This is a genomic window from Pseudarthrobacter sp. SL88 (genome assembly GCF_026672455.1).
GTDB lineage: Bacteria > Actinomycetota > Actinomycetes > Actinomycetales > Micrococcaceae > Arthrobacter.
Map to the genome: position 1 here is coordinate 3,852,844 of NZ_JAPPRD010000001.1, position 19,725 is coordinate 3,872,568.

17 protein-coding genes are annotated in these 19,725 nt (G+C 67.3%); 11 read left to right on the forward strand and 6 right to left on the reverse strand.

Annotated elements, in window-relative coordinates:
- The first annotated feature begins 24 nt into the window (after nucleotides 1-24).
- Nucleotides 25-1,062, forward strand: coding sequence for a LacI family DNA-binding transcriptional regulator (locus OVA06_RS17535; RefSeq protein WP_268160058.1), 1,038 nt, complete (start codon nucleotides 25-27; stop codon nucleotides 1,060-1,062).
- On the opposite strand, the gene OVA06_RS17540 is transcribed toward OVA06_RS17535, so the two are convergent.
- Nucleotides 1,052-2,527 carry a M1 family metallopeptidase gene (locus OVA06_RS17540; protein WP_268160060.1) on the reverse strand — a complete coding sequence of 492 codons (1,476 nt, stop codon included), beginning with the start codon at nucleotides 2,525-2,527 and terminating at the stop codon, nucleotides 1,052-1,054. The genes OVA06_RS17535 and OVA06_RS17540 overlap by 11 nt on opposite strands.
- 312 nt (nucleotides 2,528-2,839) lie before the next feature.
- Between OVA06_RS17540 and OVA06_RS17545 the strand changes: the two genes are divergently transcribed.
- From OVA06_RS17545 to OVA06_RS17555, 3 genes are all read left to right on the forward strand, one after another.
- Complete coding sequence (locus OVA06_RS17545) at nucleotides 2,840-3,946, forward strand: GTP pyrophosphokinase (protein WP_056077185.1); 1,107 nt, start codon at nucleotides 2,840-2,842, stop codon at nucleotides 3,944-3,946.
- A 173-nt stretch (nucleotides 3,947-4,119) separates the two neighbouring features.
- On the forward strand, nucleotides 4,120-4,266 hold the full coding sequence (locus tag OVA06_RS17550) for a lmo0937 family membrane protein (RefSeq protein WP_156368333.1): 147 nt from the start codon (nucleotides 4,120-4,122) through the stop codon (nucleotides 4,264-4,266).
- A gap of 94 nt (nucleotides 4,267-4,360) precedes the next feature.
- Entirely contained in the window at nucleotides 4,361-4,843 is a 483-nt protein-coding gene (locus tag OVA06_RS17555; protein WP_268160063.1) for a nucleoside deaminase, read from the forward strand.
- 31 nt (nucleotides 4,844-4,874) lie between these two features.
- On the opposite strand, the gene OVA06_RS17560 is transcribed toward OVA06_RS17555, so the two are convergent.
- Nucleotides 4,875-5,552, reverse strand: coding sequence for a GntR family transcriptional regulator (locus OVA06_RS17560; protein ID WP_268160065.1), 678 nt, complete (start codon nucleotides 5,550-5,552; stop codon nucleotides 4,875-4,877).
- Nucleotides 5,553-5,659: 107 nt separating this feature from the next.
- Here OVA06_RS17560 and OVA06_RS17565 point away from each other — a divergent pair, with 107 nt between their 5' ends.
- The 4 genes from OVA06_RS17565 to OVA06_RS17580 all read left to right on the forward strand — a co-directional run bounded on the left by OVA06_RS17565 (nucleotide 5,660) and on the right by OVA06_RS17580 (nucleotide 11,322).
- Entirely contained in the window at nucleotides 5,660-6,418 is a 759-nt protein-coding gene (locus OVA06_RS17565) for a LamB/YcsF family protein (protein WP_268160067.1), read from the forward strand.
- A gap of 74 nt (nucleotides 6,419-6,492) precedes the next feature.
- A complete protein-coding gene (locus OVA06_RS17570; RefSeq protein WP_268160069.1) occupies nucleotides 6,493-7,842 on the forward strand; it encodes an MFS transporter in 1,350 nt (449 codons plus the stop codon).
- A gap of 19 nt (nucleotides 7,843-7,861) precedes the next feature.
- Entirely contained in the window at nucleotides 7,862-9,547 is a 1,686-nt protein-coding gene (locus OVA06_RS17575) for a carboxyltransferase domain-containing protein (protein WP_268160071.1), read from the forward strand.
- Nucleotides 9,547-11,322: an acetyl/propionyl/methylcrotonyl-CoA carboxylase subunit alpha gene (locus tag OVA06_RS17580; protein WP_268160073.1), complete on the forward strand. Its 1,776-nt coding sequence runs from the start codon at nucleotides 9,547-9,549 to the stop codon at nucleotides 11,320-11,322. The genes OVA06_RS17575 and OVA06_RS17580 overlap by 1 nt, the downstream gene beginning before the upstream one ends.
- A gap of 21 nt (nucleotides 11,323-11,343) precedes the next feature.
- On the opposite strand, the gene OVA06_RS17585 is transcribed toward OVA06_RS17580, so the two are convergent.
- A complete protein-coding gene (locus OVA06_RS17585; RefSeq protein WP_268160075.1) occupies nucleotides 11,344-12,330 on the reverse strand; it encodes an aldo/keto reductase in 987 nt (328 codons plus the stop codon).
- A gap of 109 nt (nucleotides 12,331-12,439) precedes the next feature.
- Entirely contained in the window at nucleotides 12,440-12,961 is a 522-nt protein-coding gene (locus OVA06_RS17590) for a hypothetical protein (protein WP_268160077.1), read from the reverse strand.
- 359 nt (nucleotides 12,962-13,320) lie between these two features.
- Here OVA06_RS17590 and OVA06_RS17595 point away from each other — a divergent pair, with 359 nt between their 5' ends.
- The gene (locus tag OVA06_RS17595; protein WP_268160079.1) at nucleotides 13,321-14,349 is read left to right on the forward strand and encodes a hypothetical protein; all 1,029 of its coding nucleotides are present in this window, start codon (nucleotides 13,321-13,323) and stop codon (nucleotides 14,347-14,349) included.
- Nucleotides 14,350-14,442: 93 nt separating this feature from the next.
- Nucleotides 14,443-15,855 carry a chaplin family protein gene (locus OVA06_RS17600; RefSeq protein WP_268160080.1) on the forward strand — a complete coding sequence of 471 codons (1,413 nt, stop codon included), beginning with the start codon at nucleotides 14,443-14,445 and terminating at the stop codon, nucleotides 15,853-15,855.
- A 108-nt stretch (nucleotides 15,856-15,963) separates the two neighbouring features.
- On the opposite strand, the gene OVA06_RS17605 is transcribed toward OVA06_RS17600, so the two are convergent.
- Nucleotides 15,964-16,860, reverse strand: a complete 897-nt coding sequence (locus OVA06_RS17605; protein WP_268160082.1) for an aldose 1-epimerase family protein — start codon at nucleotides 16,858-16,860, stop codon at nucleotides 15,964-15,966.
- A gap of 31 nt (nucleotides 16,861-16,891) precedes the next feature.
- A complete protein-coding gene (locus OVA06_RS17610; RefSeq protein WP_268160084.1) occupies nucleotides 16,892-18,514 on the reverse strand; it encodes a xylulokinase in 1,623 nt (540 codons plus the stop codon).
- 180 nt (nucleotides 18,515-18,694) lie between these two features.
- On the opposite strand from OVA06_RS17610, the gene OVA06_RS17615 reads away from it, so the two are divergent.
- Nucleotides 18,695-19,672, forward strand: a complete 978-nt coding sequence (locus OVA06_RS17615) for an IS481 family transposase (RefSeq protein ID WP_268160086.1) — start codon at nucleotides 18,695-18,697, stop codon at nucleotides 19,670-19,672.
- The last annotated feature ends 53 nt before the right edge of the window (nucleotides 19,673-19,725 follow it).

Sequence of the window (19,725 nt, forward strand, 5' to 3'; positions counted from 1 at the left end):
TCCCCCGCCTACTACGATCAACATATGGAATCCGCGGAACAGAGGCAGCAGCACGCGCGCCCACGGCGGATCACGGCGGCCATGGTCGCCGCCCGGGCAGGAGTTTCGACGGCGACAGTGTCCCTGGTGGCCAACGGCAAGACGGCGGGCCGCGTCTCCGAGGACAACATCGCCCGCGTGCGCGATGCCATTGCCGAGCTCGGCTACGTGGTGGACGGAATCGGCAGCTCGCTGGCCAAAGGCGTAAGCTCCATCGTCATCCTGGTGGCGCCGGATATCTCCAACCCCTTCTTCGCCAAGGTCATCGACGGGGTCCGGGAATCACTCGGCCCGCAGTACCAACTGCTGTTGTCCGTCACTGAAGCGGGCGAGTTTCCGCAGGCCAGCGACGTCCGGCGGCTCATGTCACTGCGCCCGGCCGGGCTTCTGGTGGACGCACCCAACGCGGACTTCCTCGAGGACCTCGCTTCGCCGTCGCCCCTTGTCCTGCTGGACGCGCCCGGGCTGGAATCCTACGCACCGTCCGTCAACCTCGATGTGGCCAGCGGGGCACGCCAGCTGGCAGCACACCTGGCCGCCGCCGGACACACGGAAGCGGCCTATGTGGACAGCGTGACCGGCACCGACACGTTTGCCGTGCGGCGGGCGGCGTTCCTGGAAGAGGCCGCGGCACGCGGCATCTCCGTGAGCCCGGACAGGGTCATCAGCACCACCATCGACGTCGGGACAGCGGCTGCCGCATTCGCCGCCGCCTGGCCGGAATGGCAGCGCGCGGGGGTGACCGCCGTCGTCTGCGGAACCGACACACACGGTTACGGCGTGCTGCAGGAAGCTCGGGTGGCCGGAGTGCGGATCCCGGAGGAACTCGCGGTGGCCGGCTTCGACGACCTCCCCTACTCGGCAACCAGCAATCCGGGCCTGACCAGCGTCCACCTGCCCGCCACGTCCCTGGGCCAGAAAGCGGGCGAGCAGCTGCGCCGGCTGATGGAGGGCAAGTTCCTGAAGCCGGGCGGCGTCACGCTGGAAACGTCGCTGGTGGTTCGCGGCTCCACTAAGGCATAGCCGGGCGGTCGCCCTCCCGCAGCCAGTCATTAAAGAACGCGTCAAGCTGCTGCCCGGAGGCTTCCTCCATCACTGCCTCAAAATCCCCGGTTGTTGCCGAGGAATTGGCGTAGCGGTCCAGCCATTCGGTGGCCCCGGCAAAGAAGGCAGAGTCCCCGATCCTGGCCCGCAGTGCGTGGAGCGTGGCGGCTCCCCGCCGGTACACCTGCTCGGCGAAAAGGTTGTCCCGTCCCGGATTGGAGATGTCCAGCGCCCAGAGGTTCTTGCTGTCCAGTTCAGCCACGGCATCCGTGAACTGCTTTGCCAGCGTCGCCCTGCCCTGGTGCTCGGCCCACAGCCACTCGACATAGGTGGCCCAGCCCTCGTTGAGCCAGATGTCCTTCCAGTCCGCCGGGCTGACGCTGTTACCGAACCACTGGTGACCCAGTTCGTGGACAACGGTGTCCTCATCGGCAACCTCTGAATAGACCGGCCGGGTTTGCGTTTCCAGGGCGTAGTCCACCGAGTCGTCATCCACGATCGCCCCGAATGCCTCGAACGGATACGGCCCGAACAGGTCCGACAAGTAGCGGATCATCTCTGGCTGCAGCGCAAGGGCCGCATTGGTTTTCACCAGCGCGGGCCCGGTCACACCGTTGTCCACCGCATTGATGATCGGCAGGCCGCGGGGTCCCTCTCCGTACGACAGTGTGAAGTCTCCGACGCTTGCCGTGGCGAGGTAGCTGGCCATCGGGTCCGCCGCCTCCCAGGTCCAGGTTGTCCAGCCGGCCTGTGTTTCCGGGTCGTCGCCTGGCAGGCCGTTGGCCACTGCGGTTTTTCCTTCCGGGACGGTGATGCGGAAGGAGTACGCGGCTTTGTCCTCGGGGTCGTCATTCGCCGGAAACCAGGTGGGTGCGCCGTCGGGTTCGTTGACCACAATGGCTCCGTCAGGGGTGGTCACCCATCCGTACAGCGCCCCCGTGGTGTCCTGGGGCCGGCTGGTGGCACCGCCGTAGCTGATGGTGATGGTGGTTGTCCGGCCTTCCTTCAGTTTTGGCCGCAGTCCGACGGTGAGTTCCCACCGGCGGTTCGCATCGTCCTGCACCTGGGTCCATTCCGAGGGGTCCGCGCCGCGGTTGACGTCCCTGCCGTCGACGTCCACGGCCGTGGCGGTGAGTCCGCGCAGGTCGAAGTTGAGGGCGTCCAGGTCCTGGATGGCGCGCAGGGTGATGGTGGCCTCCGCGGTGAGGTTTCCCGCTGCGCCCGGGCCCGATGGCGGCGTGTAGCGGAGGTCGAGGCCGTAGTGCAGGACGTCGTACCCGCCGTTGCCCGCGTACGGGAAGTAGGGATCACCACTTCCCGCCGCACCTGGACCGTAGCGTGGGCCGCCTTGGGGTAGGGCCTGCGCCGGGGTGATCCCGGCGGCGGCCGTCAAGAGTGCTACTGCTGCCGCGGCGATGCGGCGGCCCTTCGTCAGGTTGGTCATGGTTGCAGTCCTGGAATGGTGCCGGGCGCCGGGCGGTTCCGGCCGTGGCAGTTCCGCCCACGCCCGCCGGAGGTAACAAGTTGTGTGCCTTCGCGGCGACGAGACCGGTACCGGCGGCCCGCGGGCCGCTGTTGCCCCACCAGATGAAATGAAAGCTAGGCCAGCCTGCGGGGCGTGTCAACACTTCCGCGCCCCCTTCATTCCCCTCTTCCGCCTCCGGGTCCGGGGCGGGGGCGCGTGTCCGGTGGCGGCCTGTGACTCGCAAAGATCGGCCGCCGCCGTTCTGTCAGGGCCCGGCCGTAAGCTGGGAACATGCCGAGTAACTGGGAGAATTTGGACGAGCCGCTGCGCGAATCCGTGCAGCACAACGTGGAGCTGTACGAGCGCGTCCGCCCTGCCCTGAAGCTGGTTACCCGGGATGTGCTGCTGGTCCTGCGGGACATGCTCAAGGACAGCGAGGTCACCCCGCTGTTTGTCACCGGCCGCACCAAGACGGTGGAGTCGTTCAAGGAGAAGATCTCCCGCACGGAGGAGCCGCTGGAACCGGGCGGGCGGCGGCTGCTGAAGTTCCCGGACCCGTTCCGGACCCTCAATGACATGGTGGGGATCCGGGTCATCACCAAGCTGCCGGCCGAGAATGCGGCGGTGGCCAACATCATCAAGCGGCAGCGCCAGCTGTTCGACTGCCGCGGGGACCGGGAAAAAGACATCGGCTCCATCGAGTCCGGCACCTACGGGTATTCGAGCCGGCACTTGATCCTGCGGACCATCCAGAACGAGGCCGTCAAGGAGTACCAGCAGGTCTTCAATCCGGAGGTCACGCCCAACGGCAGCTACTTCTTCGAGTGCCAGATCCGCACCATCTTTGCGCACGCGTGGAGCGAGATCGAGCACGATATCCGTTTCAAGGCCGAGGATCCCCGGGCCTGGACCCCGCACTTCGACCGGCAGTTCACCGCCACGGCGGCAATGCTGGAAACGGTGGAAACGGCGTTCGCTGACCTGCACGAACGGTACGAGGAAGTGCGCAGCTTCTGGGACACCGACGGGGAGGGCGCGGCACCGCTCACACCCAACCGGGTCAGGGATGTGTGGCGCACGCTGCTGCCGCACGTAGACCGCAAGGTGGATGACGACTGGGGCTGGGCCTCGGAACTGCTCGCAGCGCACGGACTCACCCGGACCATGGAGCTGGCCGGGCTGCTCCGCGCGGAGCAGATCACGGAGGTCCGCAAGGCCCTGGACCACCGCTACTCCCCCGGGCCGGACCGGCTGCTGGATGACCTCCTGCTGTGGCAATTCGGCACCAGGCACATTGACCTCACGGCGGAAGCGGCCGACGCCGTCCCGCACCCGCGGCGCGACAGCCTCCTGCGGCGTCTCCGGCAGATCGAACGGTACCGGGTCACCCAGAAGTAGGTCCCGGCGGTTGGGGAACGTCCCCCGGATGGTGGCCGGGGGTCGGCCCGTGGCGGGGTTCGGCAAATTAACAGCGCGGTGTTTGGCGTCCGGGGATTGTGCCGGGCGTAGGATGTGAAAATCCGCGGGCTGAAGCACAATTCCATCCGAAATGTACCCACAAGGAGAATTCCATGTTGCTTTGGATTGCCATCATCATCGCCGTTCTGTGGCTTCTCGGACTGCTCGCCAATATTGGCGGCGGCCTGATCCACATCCTGCTGGTTGTCGCCGTCGTCGTCCTGATCTTCCACTTCGTCCGCGGCAGGACCCGCGCCTAACGAAGCCCCCGAGTCCGGCATAACAGCCAGGAGGTCCCGGCTGCCCGGGGCCTCCGGCGGTCCGCCGGATAATCCCCCATGCGACAATGTCCGGATGACTTCCGAATCCCCGCTGACTGCCGCCGCATCGACTCCGCAGGCGACTTCTGACACTGCTTTCGAGGCCGCCTACGCGGCGGCCCGGAAAAGCTCCAGCGAAGGCGGCATCCCCATCGGCGCGGCGCTTGCCCGCAACGGGGTGGTCATCGCCAGCGGCCACAACGAGCGGGTCCAGAACGGCGATCCGATAGCGCACGGGGAAATGTCGGCGCTGCGGGCGGCCGGCCGGCAGCGCAGCTACAGGGATGCCACCCTGTACACCACCCTTGCCCCGTGCGCCATGTGCACCGGGACCATCATCCAGTTCAAGATCCCCCGGGTGGTGGTGGGCGAAGCGCGCACCTTCCCGGGCGAGTTCGACCTCCTGCGGTCCCGCGGCGTCGAAGTGATAGTCCTCGATGACCAGCGCTGCGTGGACATGATGCGCGATTTCCAGGACAACAACCCGGAACTCTGGGCAGAGGACATCGCCGAGTAGGCCCCGGACCCGTCGGCACGAAGCTGCCGGCCTACTCGCCGTGCACTGCCGCCAGGTTGTCCTCGGAGCGGTCCAGGTAGGCCAGCAGGAGATCGGCGGCCCGGTCTAGCTCGCCGGCTTCCAGTGCCTCGCAGATTGCTTCGTTGTCCGGCAGGTAGCGCTGGTAGAACAGCGCATCAGCGGTGGCTTTGTGGAAGAACAGGCGCATCTCGGCCAGCACCTGGGCCATGACCGTGTTCAGCCGCGGGCTCCGGGCCATGGCCACGATGGCCCCGTGGAAGTGCTGGTTGGCGGTTCCCCCGGCTTCATCGTCACCGGCTGCCGCAGCGCGCTTGCCTTCCTCCACCGCGGCCCGGACAGCGGCCACATCCTCGGGGCTGCCCCCGCCGCGCATCGCGCTGACCTCGACAAAACGCCGGACCGTGTAGACATCGTGGATGTCCTCAGCCCCCAGGCTTGCCACGAAGACGCCGCGGTTGGGGTGCCGGACCACCAGCCGCTCACTGGCCAGTTCCGCAAAAGCTTCCCGGACTGTGTTCCGTGAGACGCCCAAGTCCTCGGCAATGGTGGATTCGGTGAGCCTGGCCCCCGGGATCAGCGTGCCTTCGGCCAGCTGGCGGCGGAGTTCCTGGGCCACGCGTTCGGCCACGGACGGCACGGCCACCCGGAGGCGGCCTGCGGAAGCGGGAGCGGAATCGATGGTGGCCATACCCGAGAATTTACACGATCGTCACATCGTTGAATCGAAGGATTGTTGAACAATCCGTAGATTTGGTGCATCCTAGATATGACCAACCAATGAGACGGGGATCACAAATGACTTCCATCGACCTCAACAGCGACGTCGGCGAGTCCTTCGGCCGCTGGACCCTCGGCGATGATGCCGCCATGTTCAGCTCGGTGTCTAGCGCCAACGTGGCCTGCGGATTCCACGCCGGGGACCCCAGCGTGATCCGCCGGACCTGCCGAACCGCGGCGGAGGCCGGCGTCGTCATCGGCGCCCACGTGGGCTACCGCGACCTCGCAGGCTTCGGACGCCGCTTCCTGGACATCAGCCCAAGCGAACTGGCCGACGACGTGGTGTACCAGATCGGTGCGCTGCAGGCGTTGGCTGCTGCCGAGGGAACGACAGTCCGGTACGTGAAGCCGCACGGCGGCCTGTACAACGCGATTGTGTCGCACACCGCCCAGGCGCGTGCCGTCGTCGACGCCGTAAAGTCCGTGGACCCCGGCCTGCCCATCATGGGGCTGCCAGGTTCGGAAGTCCTGCGGCTGGCAGAGGAAGCGGGCCTGCGGGCAGTGACCGAAGCCTTCGCGGACCGCGCCTACAACCCGGACGGAACCCTCGTGTCCCGTGCCCAGCAGGGTGCAGTCCTTCACGATCCCGCCGAAGTGGCGGAGCATGTATTAAGGATGGCCACCGAACAGTCCGTCAGGACCATCGACGGGTCGATCCTGAAGATCCGCGCAGAAAGCATCTGCGTGCATGGTGACTCCCCAGGGGCCGTCGCAATGGCCACCGCCGTGAAGTCCGCCCTCGCCGACGCCGGCATCAGCATCGGCGCGTTCGCCTAGCCAGTCCGTCCGGCTACCCCCCCCCGTATCCATGGCCAGCAGGCCCCGCACCGCCCTCACCCACGGAGGAACCCATGACCAGCACCAACAAGGCAGCAAAGACGGCGGCAAGGAAGCCCCCGGCCGGCGCACTGAAGGCCTATGTCGCCAGCCTCACCGGCACCTCGCTCGAGTACTACGATTTCGCCATCTACTCGGTGGCCTCGGCCCTCGTCTTCCCCAAGATCTTCTTCCCCTCGGATGACGAATTCGTGGGACTGCTCCTGTCCTTCTCGGCCTTCGCGGTGGGCTACCTGGCCCGCCCCATCGGCGGCGTGGTGTTCGGCCGGCTCGGCGACAAGGTGGGCCGCAAGTACGTCCTCGTCTTCACCCTGGTGCTGATCGGCGCCGCCACCGTCCTCATCGGCGCCCTGCCCGACTACTCGGTCATCGGCGTCGCCGCCCCCATCATCCTCGTGCTGCTGCGCCTGGCCCAGGGCATCGGTGTCGGCGGCGAATGGGGCGGCGCGGTGCTGCTCTCCAGCGAGTTCGGCGATCCCAACAAGCGCGGTTTCTGGTCCTCCGCCGCACAGATCGGCCCGCCCGCCGGCAACCTGATGGCCAATGGCGTCCTCGCCGTCCTGGCCGCCTCGCTCAGCAACGAAGCATTCCTGTCCTGGGGCTGGCGCGTCGCCTTCCTGGCCTCCGCGCTCCTGGTGGCGTTTGGCCTGCTGATCCGCCTCAAGCTCGAGGAAACCCCGGTCTTCAAAGCCATCCAGGCCCACGGCGACCGCCCCAAGGCACCCATCAAGGAAGTCTTCACCAAGGAGCCCAAGGCCCTCGTTTCGGCAGCCCTGTCCCGCCTGTGCCCTGACGTCCTGTACGCCCTCTTCACCGTGTTCGTGGCCGTCTACGCCACCAAGCAACTCGGCATGACCACCGGCAACGTGCTGGCAGCCATCCTCATCGGCTCCGCGTTCCAGCTCTTCCTCATCCCGGCCGCCGGCGCCCTCACCGATCGGTTCAACCGCCGCTGGGTCTACGGGATCGCCGCCGCCGCAACCGCCATCTACATTCCGCTGTTCTTCCTGATGATCCAGGGCAAGTCCGTGCTGATGCTCACCATCGGCGTGGTGATCGGCCTGGCCCTGCACGCCTTCATGTACGGCCCGCAGGCCGCGTTCATCACCGAGCAATTCCCGGCCCGCCTCCGCTACGCCGGCAGCTCACTGGCCTACACCCTGGCCGGCGTGATCGGCGGCGCCGTGGCTCCGCTGATCTTCACCGCCCTCTACGGTGCAGCCAACGGCGGCTGGTACCTGATTGCCGGGTACATCGCACTGACCGCCATCGTCACCATCGTGGGCATGCGCCTGGGCCGCGATCCGCAGCCTGAGGAAGATGTCCGCCTGCTCAGCAACAGCGCAAAGGAGAGCCACGCCTGAGCGGCGCGGCCCGGCCCCCATGGAAACAGCCAGTAGCCCCGCCACGGCAGCCCGCGTTTTGTCCGTCAAGCCAGTAGGCACGACGGCGGTGCTCGCCGAGCTCTCCGGCCTCCACGACGTCCTCGCCCTGCAGGCCCTCCTGCTGGAGGCACCGCTGCCCGGCCAGGTGGACGTCCTGGCCGCTGCCGAAACCGTGATGGTGAAGGCGGACTCGCCAGCGGCGGCGCGCCGGATGGCTGCCCGTTTGCTGGCCATGGACCTGACGGTCCAGTCCCACGCCGAAGGCGCGCTGGTGACCATCGAAACCGTGTACGACGGCGAGGACCTCGCCGAGGTGGGAAGGCTCACCGGCCTGGGGGCTGACGGAGTGGTGGCCGCCCATACGGGGCAGGTCTGGACGGTGGCCTTCGGTGGCTTCGCCCCCGGGTTCGGCTACATGGTGGGGGAAAACCAGGCCTTGGAGGTCCCCCGCAGGAGTTCACCCCGCACGGCGGTCCCTGCCGGGTCCGTGGCGCTGGCCGGCAACTATTCGGCCGTCTACCCCCGGCAGTCGCCGGGCGGCTGGCAATTGATCGGCCGCACCGCGGCTCCCATGTGGGACCTCAGCAGGGAGCAGCCGGCACTGGCCGCTCCGGGGGACCGCGTGCAGTTCCGCGCCGTACGGGAACTCGTGGAGATCGCCGCTCCTGCGGCGGCCGGAACTTCCGGGCATGCCGGCGTGCAGTCCGGCCTCCGCGTCCTCTCCCCCGGACTCCAGAGCCTGGTCCAGGACCTCGGCCGGCCCGGGCATGCCGGACTCGGGGTGTCCTCAGCCGGTGCGCTGGACCGTGCCTCGGTGCGGCGCGCCAACCGCGTGCTGGGCAACGGCCCCTCCGCCGCCGTGATCGAGAGCGTCGCCGGCGGCCTGCGCGTCCAAGCCGTGGGCGACCAGGTGCTGGCCGTCACCGGGGCGCCGTCGGCACTGACTGTAGTGACGCCGTCGTCCGCTGCCGAAACCGACGCTGACGACGACGGCCGGCCCGACGAGGTGCGCACCGTGCCCATGGCCACCGCCTTCGCCCTGCTGGACGGCGAAACCCTGACCGTGGGCGCCCCGGAACGGGGCTTCCGCACCTACCTGGCCATCCGCGGCGGCGTGGAAGCGGAAACCGTGCTGGGCAGCCGGTCCACGGACACCATGTCCGGAATCGGGCCGGCACCGCTGGCCGCCGGACAGCTGCTCGGCGCCGGGGCCGCCACAACATCCAACGTGGTGGGCAACCCCGAGCTGCAGCCCGACTACCCGGACGCCGGGGTCACGGTGCTGGACATTGTGCCCGGTCCCCGCGACGACTGGTTTGACGCGGCGGCGCTGGAATCGTTGTGCAGCCAGGACTGGGCCGTAACCCCGCGGTCCAACCGGGTAGGCATGCGCCTTGCCGGCGAACCGCTCCGCCGCAGCCGGGACGGCGAACTGCCCAGTGAGGGGACCATGGCCGGCGCCCTGCAGATCCCGCCGGAAGGCCAGCCCGTGCTGTTCCTGGCGGACCACCCCATCACGGGCGGCTACCCGGTGATCGGCGTGGTGGCGGACTATCACCTGGATCTCGCCGCGCAGGTTCCGGTGGGCGGGTCCATCCGGTTCCGCTGGGCAGCCGGGCTGCCTGCTTCCGCTGACACCTCCCGCAACCGTTCCCAAGATTCCCAAGACGAAGTGAGCAACTGATGCGCAAGGTCCTCATCGCCAACCGAGGAGAAATCGCTGTCCGCATCGCCCGGGCCTGCGAGGACGCCGGGCTCGAATCCGTGGCGGTTTACGCGGACGTGGACGCCGATGCCATGCACGTGGATGCCGCCACCGAGGCGTACAGCCTGGGCGGCAACGCGCCGTCGGAGACGTACCTGGACGTCGCCAAACTGCTGGGCGTTGCCGCCGAGTCCGGAGCGGACGCAGTGCACCCCGGCTACGGCTTCCTGTCCGAGAACGCCGGTTTCGCGGAAGCGGTCATCGGCGCCGGGCTGACGTGGATCGGGCCCAGCCCGGAGGCCATCCGGCAGCTGGGCAACAAGATCACGGCGCGCGAGATCGCCGTGCGCGCCGGTGCGCCGCTCGTGGCCGGCAGCGACGGTCCGGTGGACTCGGCCGCTGAAGCCCGTGCCTTCGCCGAGGAACACGGCCTGCCCATCGCCATCAAGGCTGCCTTCGGGGGCGGCGGCCGCGGGCTGAAGGTGGTCCGGGAAATGGGCCAGGTGGAGGAAGCGTTCGACTCCGCAGTCCGCGAGGCCGTGGTGGCATTCGGCCGCGGCGAATGCTTCGTGGAGCGTTACCTGGACCGGCCCCGGCACGTGGAGGCGCAGGTCCTGGCAGACCAGCACGGCAACGTGGTGGTTGTAGGGACCCGGGACTGCTCGCTGCAGCGCCGGCACCAGAAACTCGTGGAAGAGGCCCCCGCCCCGTTCCTCACCGAGGGCCAGACCCGCCAGATTTACGACGCCGCCAAGGCAGTCTGCCGCGAAGCCTCCTATGCGGGGGCCGGGACCGTCGAATTCTTGGTGGCCGCCGACGGCACCGTCGCCTTCCTCGAGGTGAACACCCGCCTGCAGGTGGAGCACCCCATCACCGAGGAAACCACCGGCATCGACCTGGTCCAGGAGCAGTTCCGGATTGCCGCCGGCGAACCGCTCCGCTGGGACGCCGATCCGACCCCGCGGGGACATGCCTTTGAGTTCAGACTGAACGCTGAGGACGTGGGGCGCGGCTTCCTGCCGTCACCCGGGACGGTTACGGCCTTCAGCGGTCCCACCGGCCCGGGAATCCGCCTCGATTCCGGAGTCCGCGCAGGGTCCGTTGTGGCGCCGCAGTTCGATTCGCTGCTGGCCAAACTGATCGTCACCGGCGCGGACCGGCAGCAGGCCCTCCGCCGGGCACGCCGCGCCTTGGGCGAAATGCAGATCAGCGGCGTGGCCACCGTCCTGCCGTTCCACCGCGCCGTCGTGGAGGCGCCCGACTTCACGTCCGAAACGAAGCTCGGCATCCACACACGCTGGATCGAAACGGACTTCGCCGAAACCATCGGCGCGGACCCGGAGTTCGGCACGTCCGTCCCGGACGGTGAGCGGCGCACCATCACCGTTGACGTGGACGGCCGGCGCCTCGCCGTCGGGCTGCCCGCAGCGCTGCTGGACGGCTGGGCGCGTTCCGGCGGCCCGGTTCCCGCGGGCGTCACCCTGGCGGGCGGCCCCATGAGCGGAGAGCACGACGGCGGCACTGCCGCAGGTGCCGCGGCCCCCGGCGAGTTGCGCGCGGACATGGCGGGGACTGTGGTGAAGTGGCTGGTCGAACCGGGTGCCGAAGTGGCAGCCGGGGATCCCGTCGTCGTCCTTGAAGCGATGAAGATGGAAACCCAGGTCACCGCCCACCGCTCCGGCACCCTTGGCGACGTGCGGGTGGACGCCGGAGGCGTGGTTACCGCGGGTGGAGTGCTGGCGCTGATCGCCTGACGTCGCAGGCGGCCGGACGGGTCAGAGGTTGACCATTTTCATGCCGTTCTCGTCGTAGCGGTCCCCGGCGACGCCGAGCCTGCGGGCCAGGCCGTTGAGGTCCGCGACGTCGTCGGCGGAAAGCGCAACGGCGGTGGCGGCCGCGTTTTCGTCGATCCGTTCGCGGCGGCGGGTGCCTGGGATGGGGGCGATGAAGGGGTGCTGCGCCAGCAGCCACGCCAGGGCTACCTGGCCGGCGGTGGCGCCGCACGCATCGGCGAGCGCGCGGACGTGGTCCACGAGTGCCTGGTTCGCGGCGAGGTTGTCACCCTGGAACCGGGGGATGCGGGAGCGGATTTCGTCCGGGGCGAAGGTGCTGCCGGCCGGCACGGTTCCGGTGAGGAAGCCTTTGCCCAGCGGGCTGAACGGCACGAATCCGATTCCCAGCTCGGCCAGCGTGGGGAGGACCTCGGCTTCGGGGTCGCGGGTCCACAGCGAGTACTCGGACTGGACCGCTGTCACGGGGAACTCCGCGTGCGCGCGGCGGATGGTTCCGGCTCCTGCCTCGGAAAGCCCGAAATGCTTGACCTTGCCCTCGGCAACCAACTCACCCACGGCGCCGGCCACTTCCTCGATGGGCACCGCAGGGTCCACGCGGTGCTGGTAGAACAGGTCGATGGATTCGACGCCCAGGCGGCGCAGCGATCCTTCGGCGACCCGCCGGATCTGCTCGGGCCGGGAATCGGTGCCCTGCATCCGCCCGTCCACAATGTTCCAGCCGAACTTCGTGGCTACCTGCACCTTGTCGCGGATCGGCGCGATCGCCTCACCCACGAGTTCCTCGTTGACGTAGGGGCCATAGACCTCGGCGGTGTCGATGAATGTGACGCCCTGGTCCACGGCGTACCGGATCACGTCGATCATGTCGGCGCGGTCTCCCGGGTTGGGGCCGTAGCTCATGGACATCCCCATCGCGCCAAAGCCGATTGCGGATACCTCAAAGCCTTGCCCAAGTGTCCTGGTGTGCATGGTGGGTCCTTTCATTGCAGGTGATGGCTTTACGGCTTCCATGCAACACCGGTTCTTTGCTGGCCGGCAGTGACTGCCGTACAGGGTACTGCCAGTACCTCCCTGGGGTTCACCGGGGCCGGCGTTTGCCGGGGATCAGGCCGGCCAGCGATGACAGGCCAAGGATGGAGCACAGCATCCCTGTAAACCCGGCGAACCCGTCGCCTGCCGACCCCGTCAGAAGAAGGACGCCAAGGGCGAGCCCGGCTGCTCCCCCGCCAAGGCGCCATGCATGGCGTGCCTTGATATTCGGCTCATACCTCGACACCCCGTACGTCCGGGGCGTTCCCCTGAGATTCGCCTGCGGATCCGGGTTGGTGGCTGCTGGCCCCTCAACCACGCGGCCTGCCTCGTCCACCCATTGGCCCGTTCCAATCTCGGGGCAATGGGCGTGCACGCTCTCATCCACTGTGGCGAAGTCTGCCGGATGGCCCCGGTACATCATTGTGGAAAGGTCCACGCCGAAATCCACGTGCCCATCCGCCCAGAAAGCGTCGTAGCGGACCAGGCGCCTGGGGTGGTGCAGCCACCTTGAGGGCCGCAGAAAGGCCGTCGCCCGGACGGCCACCGGGTGTTCTGTGGGTTGGGGCATGGATCGATGGTTGCACAACCGAACCTCACTGTTCGCCATCCCCGCCGTTGCGCGTCATAGCCCTGCAGGCCGCCGTCGTAAGTGTAGAGATTGCGGGCGCGCTACGCGCTCCCAGCCAATCTCAAGGTTTCCCCTGCAGTCTTGATTCCGGAACTTCGGCCAACCGCTATTTGGCCGGAGTTTCGCCAGTTTCCGGACCTGCCGGGCGCTTGCTCCTCCGGCCACCGTGCCGCTTCGACAACCGCCGCTTTGCAAAGTCGCCTATCGTTTAGTTTCTCCAATTGCTGGACAGGCTTCGGTTTAGGTGGTTAGGGTTTTAACCATTGCTTGGCAATGATCTCTGGGGGGAGGCGATCTACGTGCAGTCACGGCATCACATCTGGATGTTTCTCCGCCCCGTCCTCCTCGCCGCAGCCGCGGCCACTTCCTGGATCGTTTTCTCCGCTCTTGGGGCATCTGCCGATCCCGGCTCTTCCCATAGCTCCCCGGCAGGCAAGTCCCTCGTAAGCACTGTCGGTTCCTCGCTTAATGCAGTCACCAGCCATGCCACCGGCCAGGCCAAGGATGTTCTGGCCCCGGTGAAGGCAGCAGTCAACGGCGGGCTGGCCGAATCCCCTTCTTCCTCCGTTGCTTCGCTTGTACCTGCACCGTCCCTGACTCCTGTGGTCCACGAGGTGGCGGGTCTTGCCGATGATGTGGTCCAGAACGTCCCGGTCGTGAAAGAGGTTGTGACCGCCGGCACCGTTGCGGCAGTCACAAATCCTGTTGTCCGCACGATTGACGGGGCCGCGAATTCAGCTGTTGGCACCGTCACCGACGTCGCAGCCACTGTCCTTGAACCACTGGACCCAGTCCTGGCACCGGTCACCGGGACCGTGCCGCTGCCTGTGATAACTCCAGAGCTTCCGCCGCTCCCAGCCGTTCCGGCTGCTGCCCAGCCGGTTGTTGCGGACCCCGCTACTTCGTCACTGCAGCCACCGGCGCTCCCGGCCGTCGACGACGTGTCCCCAGATGCGGAGCCTGTCCAGGACGCGGCCGGGCCGGTACCGGCAACGGCGGGTACACCCGTTGAAGAGTCCGGCTTCCTGGGCGCACCCCGTTACAGCCTTGTCCGTGGCCTGCCCGTGCAGCTGTCCACGCCGTCGGCGGCCAGCCCGGACAGTCCGGCTGGCCCCGCGCCGTTTGAAGCACCGGCTGAACCGCTGCCAGGAGCTCCGGCGACCACCACCGGCGGGGCGAGCGCGTCCAGCGGCAACGGACCGGTCCAGCCAGCCTGGGTTGATGCACACCACTTCTTCCTCCCTGCCCCCGGATCGGCCAGGATTCAGGGCATTCTGCTCCATGCCCCTGCGCCGGTGTCCTTTGACCCCGGATCTTCACCTGATTAGTTGCGGCCATCCCCGCGTCGTTTGACACGGGACACGAGCCAACGTTTTAGGGCCAAGCAGTATGCCCCAACCAACTTTCAGGAGAGAACTCCCATGACACACCGCAACATCCGCAGATGCCTTCTGGGCACCGCATTCGCAGGTGGCCTCTTGGCCTTTGGCGGCGTCGCCGCCAACGCTTCCGACACTACGTCCGGCACCGACGGGCTGCTGTCCGGCACCCAGGTGGTGGCGCCCATCAACATCCCCATCAACCTTGGTGCCACCTCCGTGGGTCTCCTGGGCGATTCGACCGCCAGCACACAAAACGCCGGTACCGGCACGTCAGGCACTACGCCCGCCCAGGCACCCGGCGCTGCAACGAGCGGTGCCGACGGCGTTGCCTCCGGAACCCAGGTCATTGCGCCAATCACCGTCCCGGTGAACGTCGGCGCCACATCCCTCGGGCTGGTGGGCGATTCAGCAGCAACTACCCAGACGGCGGGCGCGCCCGCACCGGCACCCGCGGTGGCGCCGGTTGCTTCGACGGACGGCAGCAACGGCATCGCGTCCGGAACCCAGATCGTCGCGCCGGTGACCATTCCGATCACTATCGGCGCCACTTCCGCGGGCGTCATCGGCGACTCGGCAGCGGGCATCCAAAACCCGGCTGCCGCGGCACCCAGCCCGGCTCCGGCGTCGTCCGCCCCCTCCGAGGTGAGCACAAGCGGCGATGACAGCGTCGCATCCGGGACCCAGGTCGTCGCGCCGGTCACGGCTCCGATCAACCTCGGTGCCACCTCGGCAGGCATCCTGGGCGACTCGGCAGCGGCGGTCGAGGGTCCGGGAGCCACGGGCAGCGCGCCAGCGGGCGGGCAGGCTCCGGCAACCACCAGCGGTGCGGAAGGTGTTCTTTCCGGAACGCAGGTTATTGCCCCGGTCACCGCACCCATCAGCCTGGGGGCCACGTCCTTGGGCCTGGTTGGGGACTCGGCAGCGGCAGTTGAAGGCTCCGGCCCCGCCGGCACCACCACGGCGCCTGCAGCGCCGATCACCACTACCGGAGCTGACGGAATCCTCTCCGGAACCCAGATTGTCACGCCGATCACCCTGCCCATCTCCCTGGGCGCCACCTCCGTTGGCGTGATCGGTGACTCCACTGCCACGGTGGTTACCCCTCCAGTGGTTACCCCGCCGGCGGTGACTCCCCCGGTTGTCACCCCGCCCGTGGTCACGCCGCCGGCAGTGACGCCTCCCGTGGTTACTCCGCCGGTTGTTACGCCGCCGGTGGTTACTCCCCCGGCAGTGACAACTCCGGTGGTGAACCCTCCGGCCACTGCAGGTCAGCCCGCGGCCGTTTCTGCTGAGACCCGAATCCCAGCGGCCGCACCGGCTGCCATGGGCAGCTCCTCCGCCCCGATGGCACTGGCACACACAGGCGCGAACACCGGCCTGCTGGCGACCGGAATACTGCTCCTGGCCTTCGGCGGGCTGGTGATGCTCGGGCTGCGCCGGAAGCGGGCCTGACCCTCAGCCGGTTAGCTGCAGCACCAGGAGTGAATCTCCGCTCCTGGTGCTGCAGCGGCGTGCCACCGACGTGGCTGTCTTACCGTCCGCGGGCGTTCGCAGCCAGGATCAGACCGCGAAAATACCCCACGATGCTGTACAGGCAGCTCCCGGCTCCAGCCGGATGAGGTCCACCCCGCTGTTGAAGGCATCGGGCGGGCAGGTCATGGGTTCCACAGCGAGACCCAGGCGGTTCGGGAACGGCGGCTTTTTGTCCGCAGTGTGAACCTGGAGCCACCGGCACGAACGGTCCCAGGACATTCCCACGCCGGTGCCGGTTGGGTCGTGGACCAGGACGCGGGCCTGTCCGCCGTCGTCGAATTCTATGTCCGTGAACGCGTGGTCGATCTCCGTCGTGCCAATGGCACGGGAGGTGCGGAAATCGAACTCGTGGCCATCCACGCTGAGCACTTCCTTCGGCAGGAGGCGGTCCGGCGTAACGTCCAGGAACGACCCCGCGGGGACCTCCAACGTCCACTCATTGAGCGGTGACGGGCCCGCCAGCAGGTAGGGGTGCGGACAAATCCCATACGGTGCCGTCGTGCTGCCAAGGTTCTCCGCTGAGACCGTGATGTGGAGCCCGTCTTCGCCGAGCCGGTATTCGACGGCGATACGCAGCTCGTGCGGGTATCCCGCCGTCCGCCCCAGCGAGCAGGAGAGTTTTACCGATGCTTCATCGTGCCGCTCCAGCGCCCACTCGAGTGGGAACACCAGTCCGTGCAGGGCACAGCCGCGGTCGGCTTCATTGACCGGCACCTCGTAGTCCGTACCATCAAACGAGTACCGGCCGTCGGCGATCCGGTTGGGCCACGGGGCCGCTATAACGCCGCGGTAATCCGGGATGGGGCCGCCTTCCGGGAACGGGACAATCAAGTCCCGTCCTCCGTGGCGGAGCTCCCGCAGGGCGCCCGCCTGTGCAGTAACTGCGGCGGTGTACTCCCCTGCCCGGATCCTGTACTCGGTCACAGTCTCCCTGCCAGTTTGTAGTCGGCGGCGTTCATCGGGTCGTTCCTTTTAGCGTGAGGCTGTCGATGGCTGCTCGCTGCACTGCCAACCCCGCGCTGTAACGGTCAAGGTAGGCGCTGAACCCGGCTGCGTCGTCGGGACGTGGGTCCGTGGTCTCGAATTCGGCGTCGCCGAAAACGGATGTGCGGAGGAAGTGGTCGAGATCGTCCGATGGGTCGGTGACGAAGGCTGAGAGTACGGCTATCCCCCACGCCCCGCCTTCGGAAGCGGATTCCGCCACCGAAACGGGCGCGTTCAGCGCGCCGGCCAGGAAGCGTTGGGCGATGCCGGCCGTGCGGAACACGCCTCCGTGGGCGAACATCCGGTCGATGGTGACATTTTCGCTGGCGAGAACCCGCATCCCGAGAGCAAGTGTGGCGAACACTCCGTAGACCTGCGCACGCATGAAATTCGCTAGTGTGAAGTCGCTGTCAGGGGTGCGGACAACGAGGGGACGTCCCCCGCTGAGGCCTGCGATGGGTTCGCCCGCAAGGTGGTTGTAAGCAAGAAGTCCGCCGGCATCCGCTTCCCCTTCCAGGGCCTCATGCAGGAGCGCACTGAACGCGGCGTCCGTGTCTACAGGAACACCTGCCGCCGCAGCAAAGCGGGTGAAAAGCTGGACCCACGCCGCGAGTTCACTGGCGCCATTGTTGCAGTGGACCATTGCTACCGGCGCACCCGCAGGTGTGGTGACGAGGTCGAGTTCGTGGTGCAGCCCGGCGAGCGGGCGCTCGAGCACGACCATCGCGAAGATGCTGGTCCCGGCGCTGACATTGCCCGTGCGCGGCGCTACCGAGCAGGTGGCAACCATGCCCGTTCCGGCGTCGCCCTCCGGCGGACAGAACACGGCCCCCGCCTGGAGCGCCCCTGTTGGGTCGAGCAGTGCGGCACCCGCTTCAGTCAGCAGCCCGGCGTTGGTACCCGCAACCAGGGCTTCAGGTAGCAGCCGCGCAACCTCCAGTCCGGGCGCGGTCCGCGCCACGAGCGTGTCGTAGCGTTTCAGCAGTTCCGCGTCATACGTGTTGGTGGCCGAATCGATGGGGAACATGCCCGATGCATCACCGATTCCGAGGACCTTCCGGCCGGTAAGACGCCAATGCACATACCCGGCGAGGGTGGTCATGAAGTCGATCTGGGAGACGTGCGGTTCTTGGTCAATAGCAGCCTGGTGCAGGTGGGCTATGGACCATCGCAGGGGGATGTTTGTCTCGAAAAGGGATGTGAGCTCCTGCGCCGCTGGTCCGGTATTCGTGTTCCGCCACGTCCGGAAAGGCACGAGCAGTTCATCGTCGGCGCCGAAGGCGAGATACCCGTGCATCATCGCAGAGATGCCAATCGATGCCAGGGCCTCGGGCCGCACGCCGTGCCTGCGCTCCGCGTCGTCCAGTAGATCCGCGTAGGCCGCCTGCAGACCGGACCACACCTCCTCGAGGGAGTAGGTCCACAAGCCATCCTCCAGGGCGTTCTCCCAGGTGAAACTTCCCACGGCAAGCACCGTCCGGGGATCATGGCCAATCAGGCAGGCCTTGATGCGGGTTGAGCCGAGCTCGATCCCCAGTCGTCCACGCCCGGAACGGATGACTTCGGCCGCGGTTTCGGCAACGGGAGTGCTCACTGAGGATCCTTCGCTTTGTTAGCGCTAACAGAATATATGCGTCCTAACGTACTCGATTTAGAAATGTACGTCTAGATGTAGTTCCCACGGAGGTTGTGAACAGCGTGGCGTGATGTAAAGAGCGAGAGCCTCCGGTATCGATTTGGGTTACCACACTCATCTCGACACCAGGAGGCTCTCGTGTCTTACGTTACCCATGCCAACGCGGACCTGACGCCCAAGGCCAGAGGAAAACTCGCCCGGCTGGTCATCGAACAGGGTTGGACGCTGCGCCGGGCCGCAGAACGGTTCCAGTGCTCGCCCGCCACCGCGAAGAAATGGACGGACCGGTACCGGGTCTTTGGCGAGGACGGTATGGCTGATATGTCGTCTCGACCGCGCCGGAGCCCCAACCGGACTGCCGTGCGTATCGAGCGGCGGATCATCGCGTTGCGGTTCACCCGCCGCTGGGGACCACACCGGATCGCGGCCCACCTGCATTTGGCGCGCTCGACCGTGGGCAAAGTCCTGGCCAGGTACCAGATGCCCAGGCTGGCGTGCTTGGACCACGGCACCGGACTGCCCGTCCGGAAGCCGGCACCCCGTCGCTATGAGCATGAGAACCCAGGGGACCTCGTCCATGTGGATATCAAGAAGCTCGGCCGCATCCCAGATGGCGGCGGACACCGCACTCTTGGACGAGCAAAGGGCAAGCGCAACCGCCACGCGGGAGTCGGCTACGCCTACCTCCACCACGCAGTCGATGACCACTCAAGGCTGGCCTACTCAGAGATCCTCGACGATGAGAAAAAGGAAACCGCCATAGCCTTCTGGCTCCGGGCAGCTGCCTTCTTCTCCGCGCACGGCATCACCGTCAAGGCCGTACTCACCGATAACGGGCCCTGTTACCGCTCCCGAGCCTTCGCCGCTGCCCTGGGCCTACACATCAAGCACCGCAGGACCCGCCCCTACCGACCTCAGACCAACGGCAAGGTAGAACGCTTCAACCGCACCCTCGCCACCGAATGGGCTTATGCCCGGCCTTATGCCTCAGAAGCCGAACGCGCCGCCACCTACACCGGATGGCTCCACCATTACAATCACCACAGAACCCATACCGGCATCGAAGGCAAAACCCCTATCAGCCGCGTTCAGAACCTCCGTGGGAATTACACCTAGAGGAGGCAGCCCTACTGGGGGCGGTGGCGACTGCCGGCCAACGCTGGCGTGTG

What these genes read in the sequence shown, in the direction of transcription:
- OVA06_RS17535 (WP_268160058.1), top strand. Translation starts at nt 25, where the DNA reads ATGGAATCCGCGGAACAGAGGCAGCAGCACGCGCGCCCACGGCGGATC.
- OVA06_RS17540 (WP_268160060.1), bottom strand. Translation starts at nt 2,527, where the DNA reads ATGACCAACCTGACGAAGGGCCGCCGCATCGCCGCGGCAGCAGTAGCA.
- OVA06_RS17545 (WP_056077185.1), top strand. Translation starts at nt 2,840, where the DNA reads ATGCCGAGTAACTGGGAGAATTTGGACGAGCCGCTGCGCGAATCCGTG.
- OVA06_RS17550 (WP_156368333.1), top strand. Translation starts at nt 4,120, where the DNA reads ATGTTGCTTTGGATTGCCATCATCATCGCCGTTCTGTGGCTTCTCGGA.
- OVA06_RS17555 (WP_268160063.1), top strand. Translation starts at nt 4,361, where the DNA reads ATGACTTCCGAATCCCCGCTGACTGCCGCCGCATCGACTCCGCAGGCG.
- OVA06_RS17560 (WP_268160065.1), bottom strand. Translation starts at nt 5,552, where the DNA reads ATGGCCACCATCGATTCCGCTCCCGCTTCCGCAGGCCGCCTCCGGGTG.
- OVA06_RS17565 (WP_268160067.1), top strand. Translation starts at nt 5,660, where the DNA reads ATGACTTCCATCGACCTCAACAGCGACGTCGGCGAGTCCTTCGGCCGC.
- OVA06_RS17570 (WP_268160069.1), top strand. Translation starts at nt 6,493, where the DNA reads ATGACCAGCACCAACAAGGCAGCAAAGACGGCGGCAAGGAAGCCCCCG.
- OVA06_RS17575 (WP_268160071.1), top strand. Translation starts at nt 7,862, where the DNA reads ATGGAAACAGCCAGTAGCCCCGCCACGGCAGCCCGCGTTTTGTCCGTC.
- OVA06_RS17580 (WP_268160073.1), top strand. Translation starts at nt 9,547, where the DNA reads ATGCGCAAGGTCCTCATCGCCAACCGAGGAGAAATCGCTGTCCGCATC.
- OVA06_RS17585 (WP_268160075.1), bottom strand. Translation starts at nt 12,330, where the DNA reads ATGCACACCAGGACACTTGGGCAAGGCTTTGAGGTATCCGCAATCGGC.
- OVA06_RS17590 (WP_268160077.1), bottom strand. Translation starts at nt 12,961, where the DNA reads ATGCCCCAACCCACAGAACACCCGGTGGCCGTCCGGGCGACGGCCTTT.
- OVA06_RS17600 (WP_268160080.1), top strand. Translation starts at nt 14,443, where the DNA reads ATGACACACCGCAACATCCGCAGATGCCTTCTGGGCACCGCATTCGCA.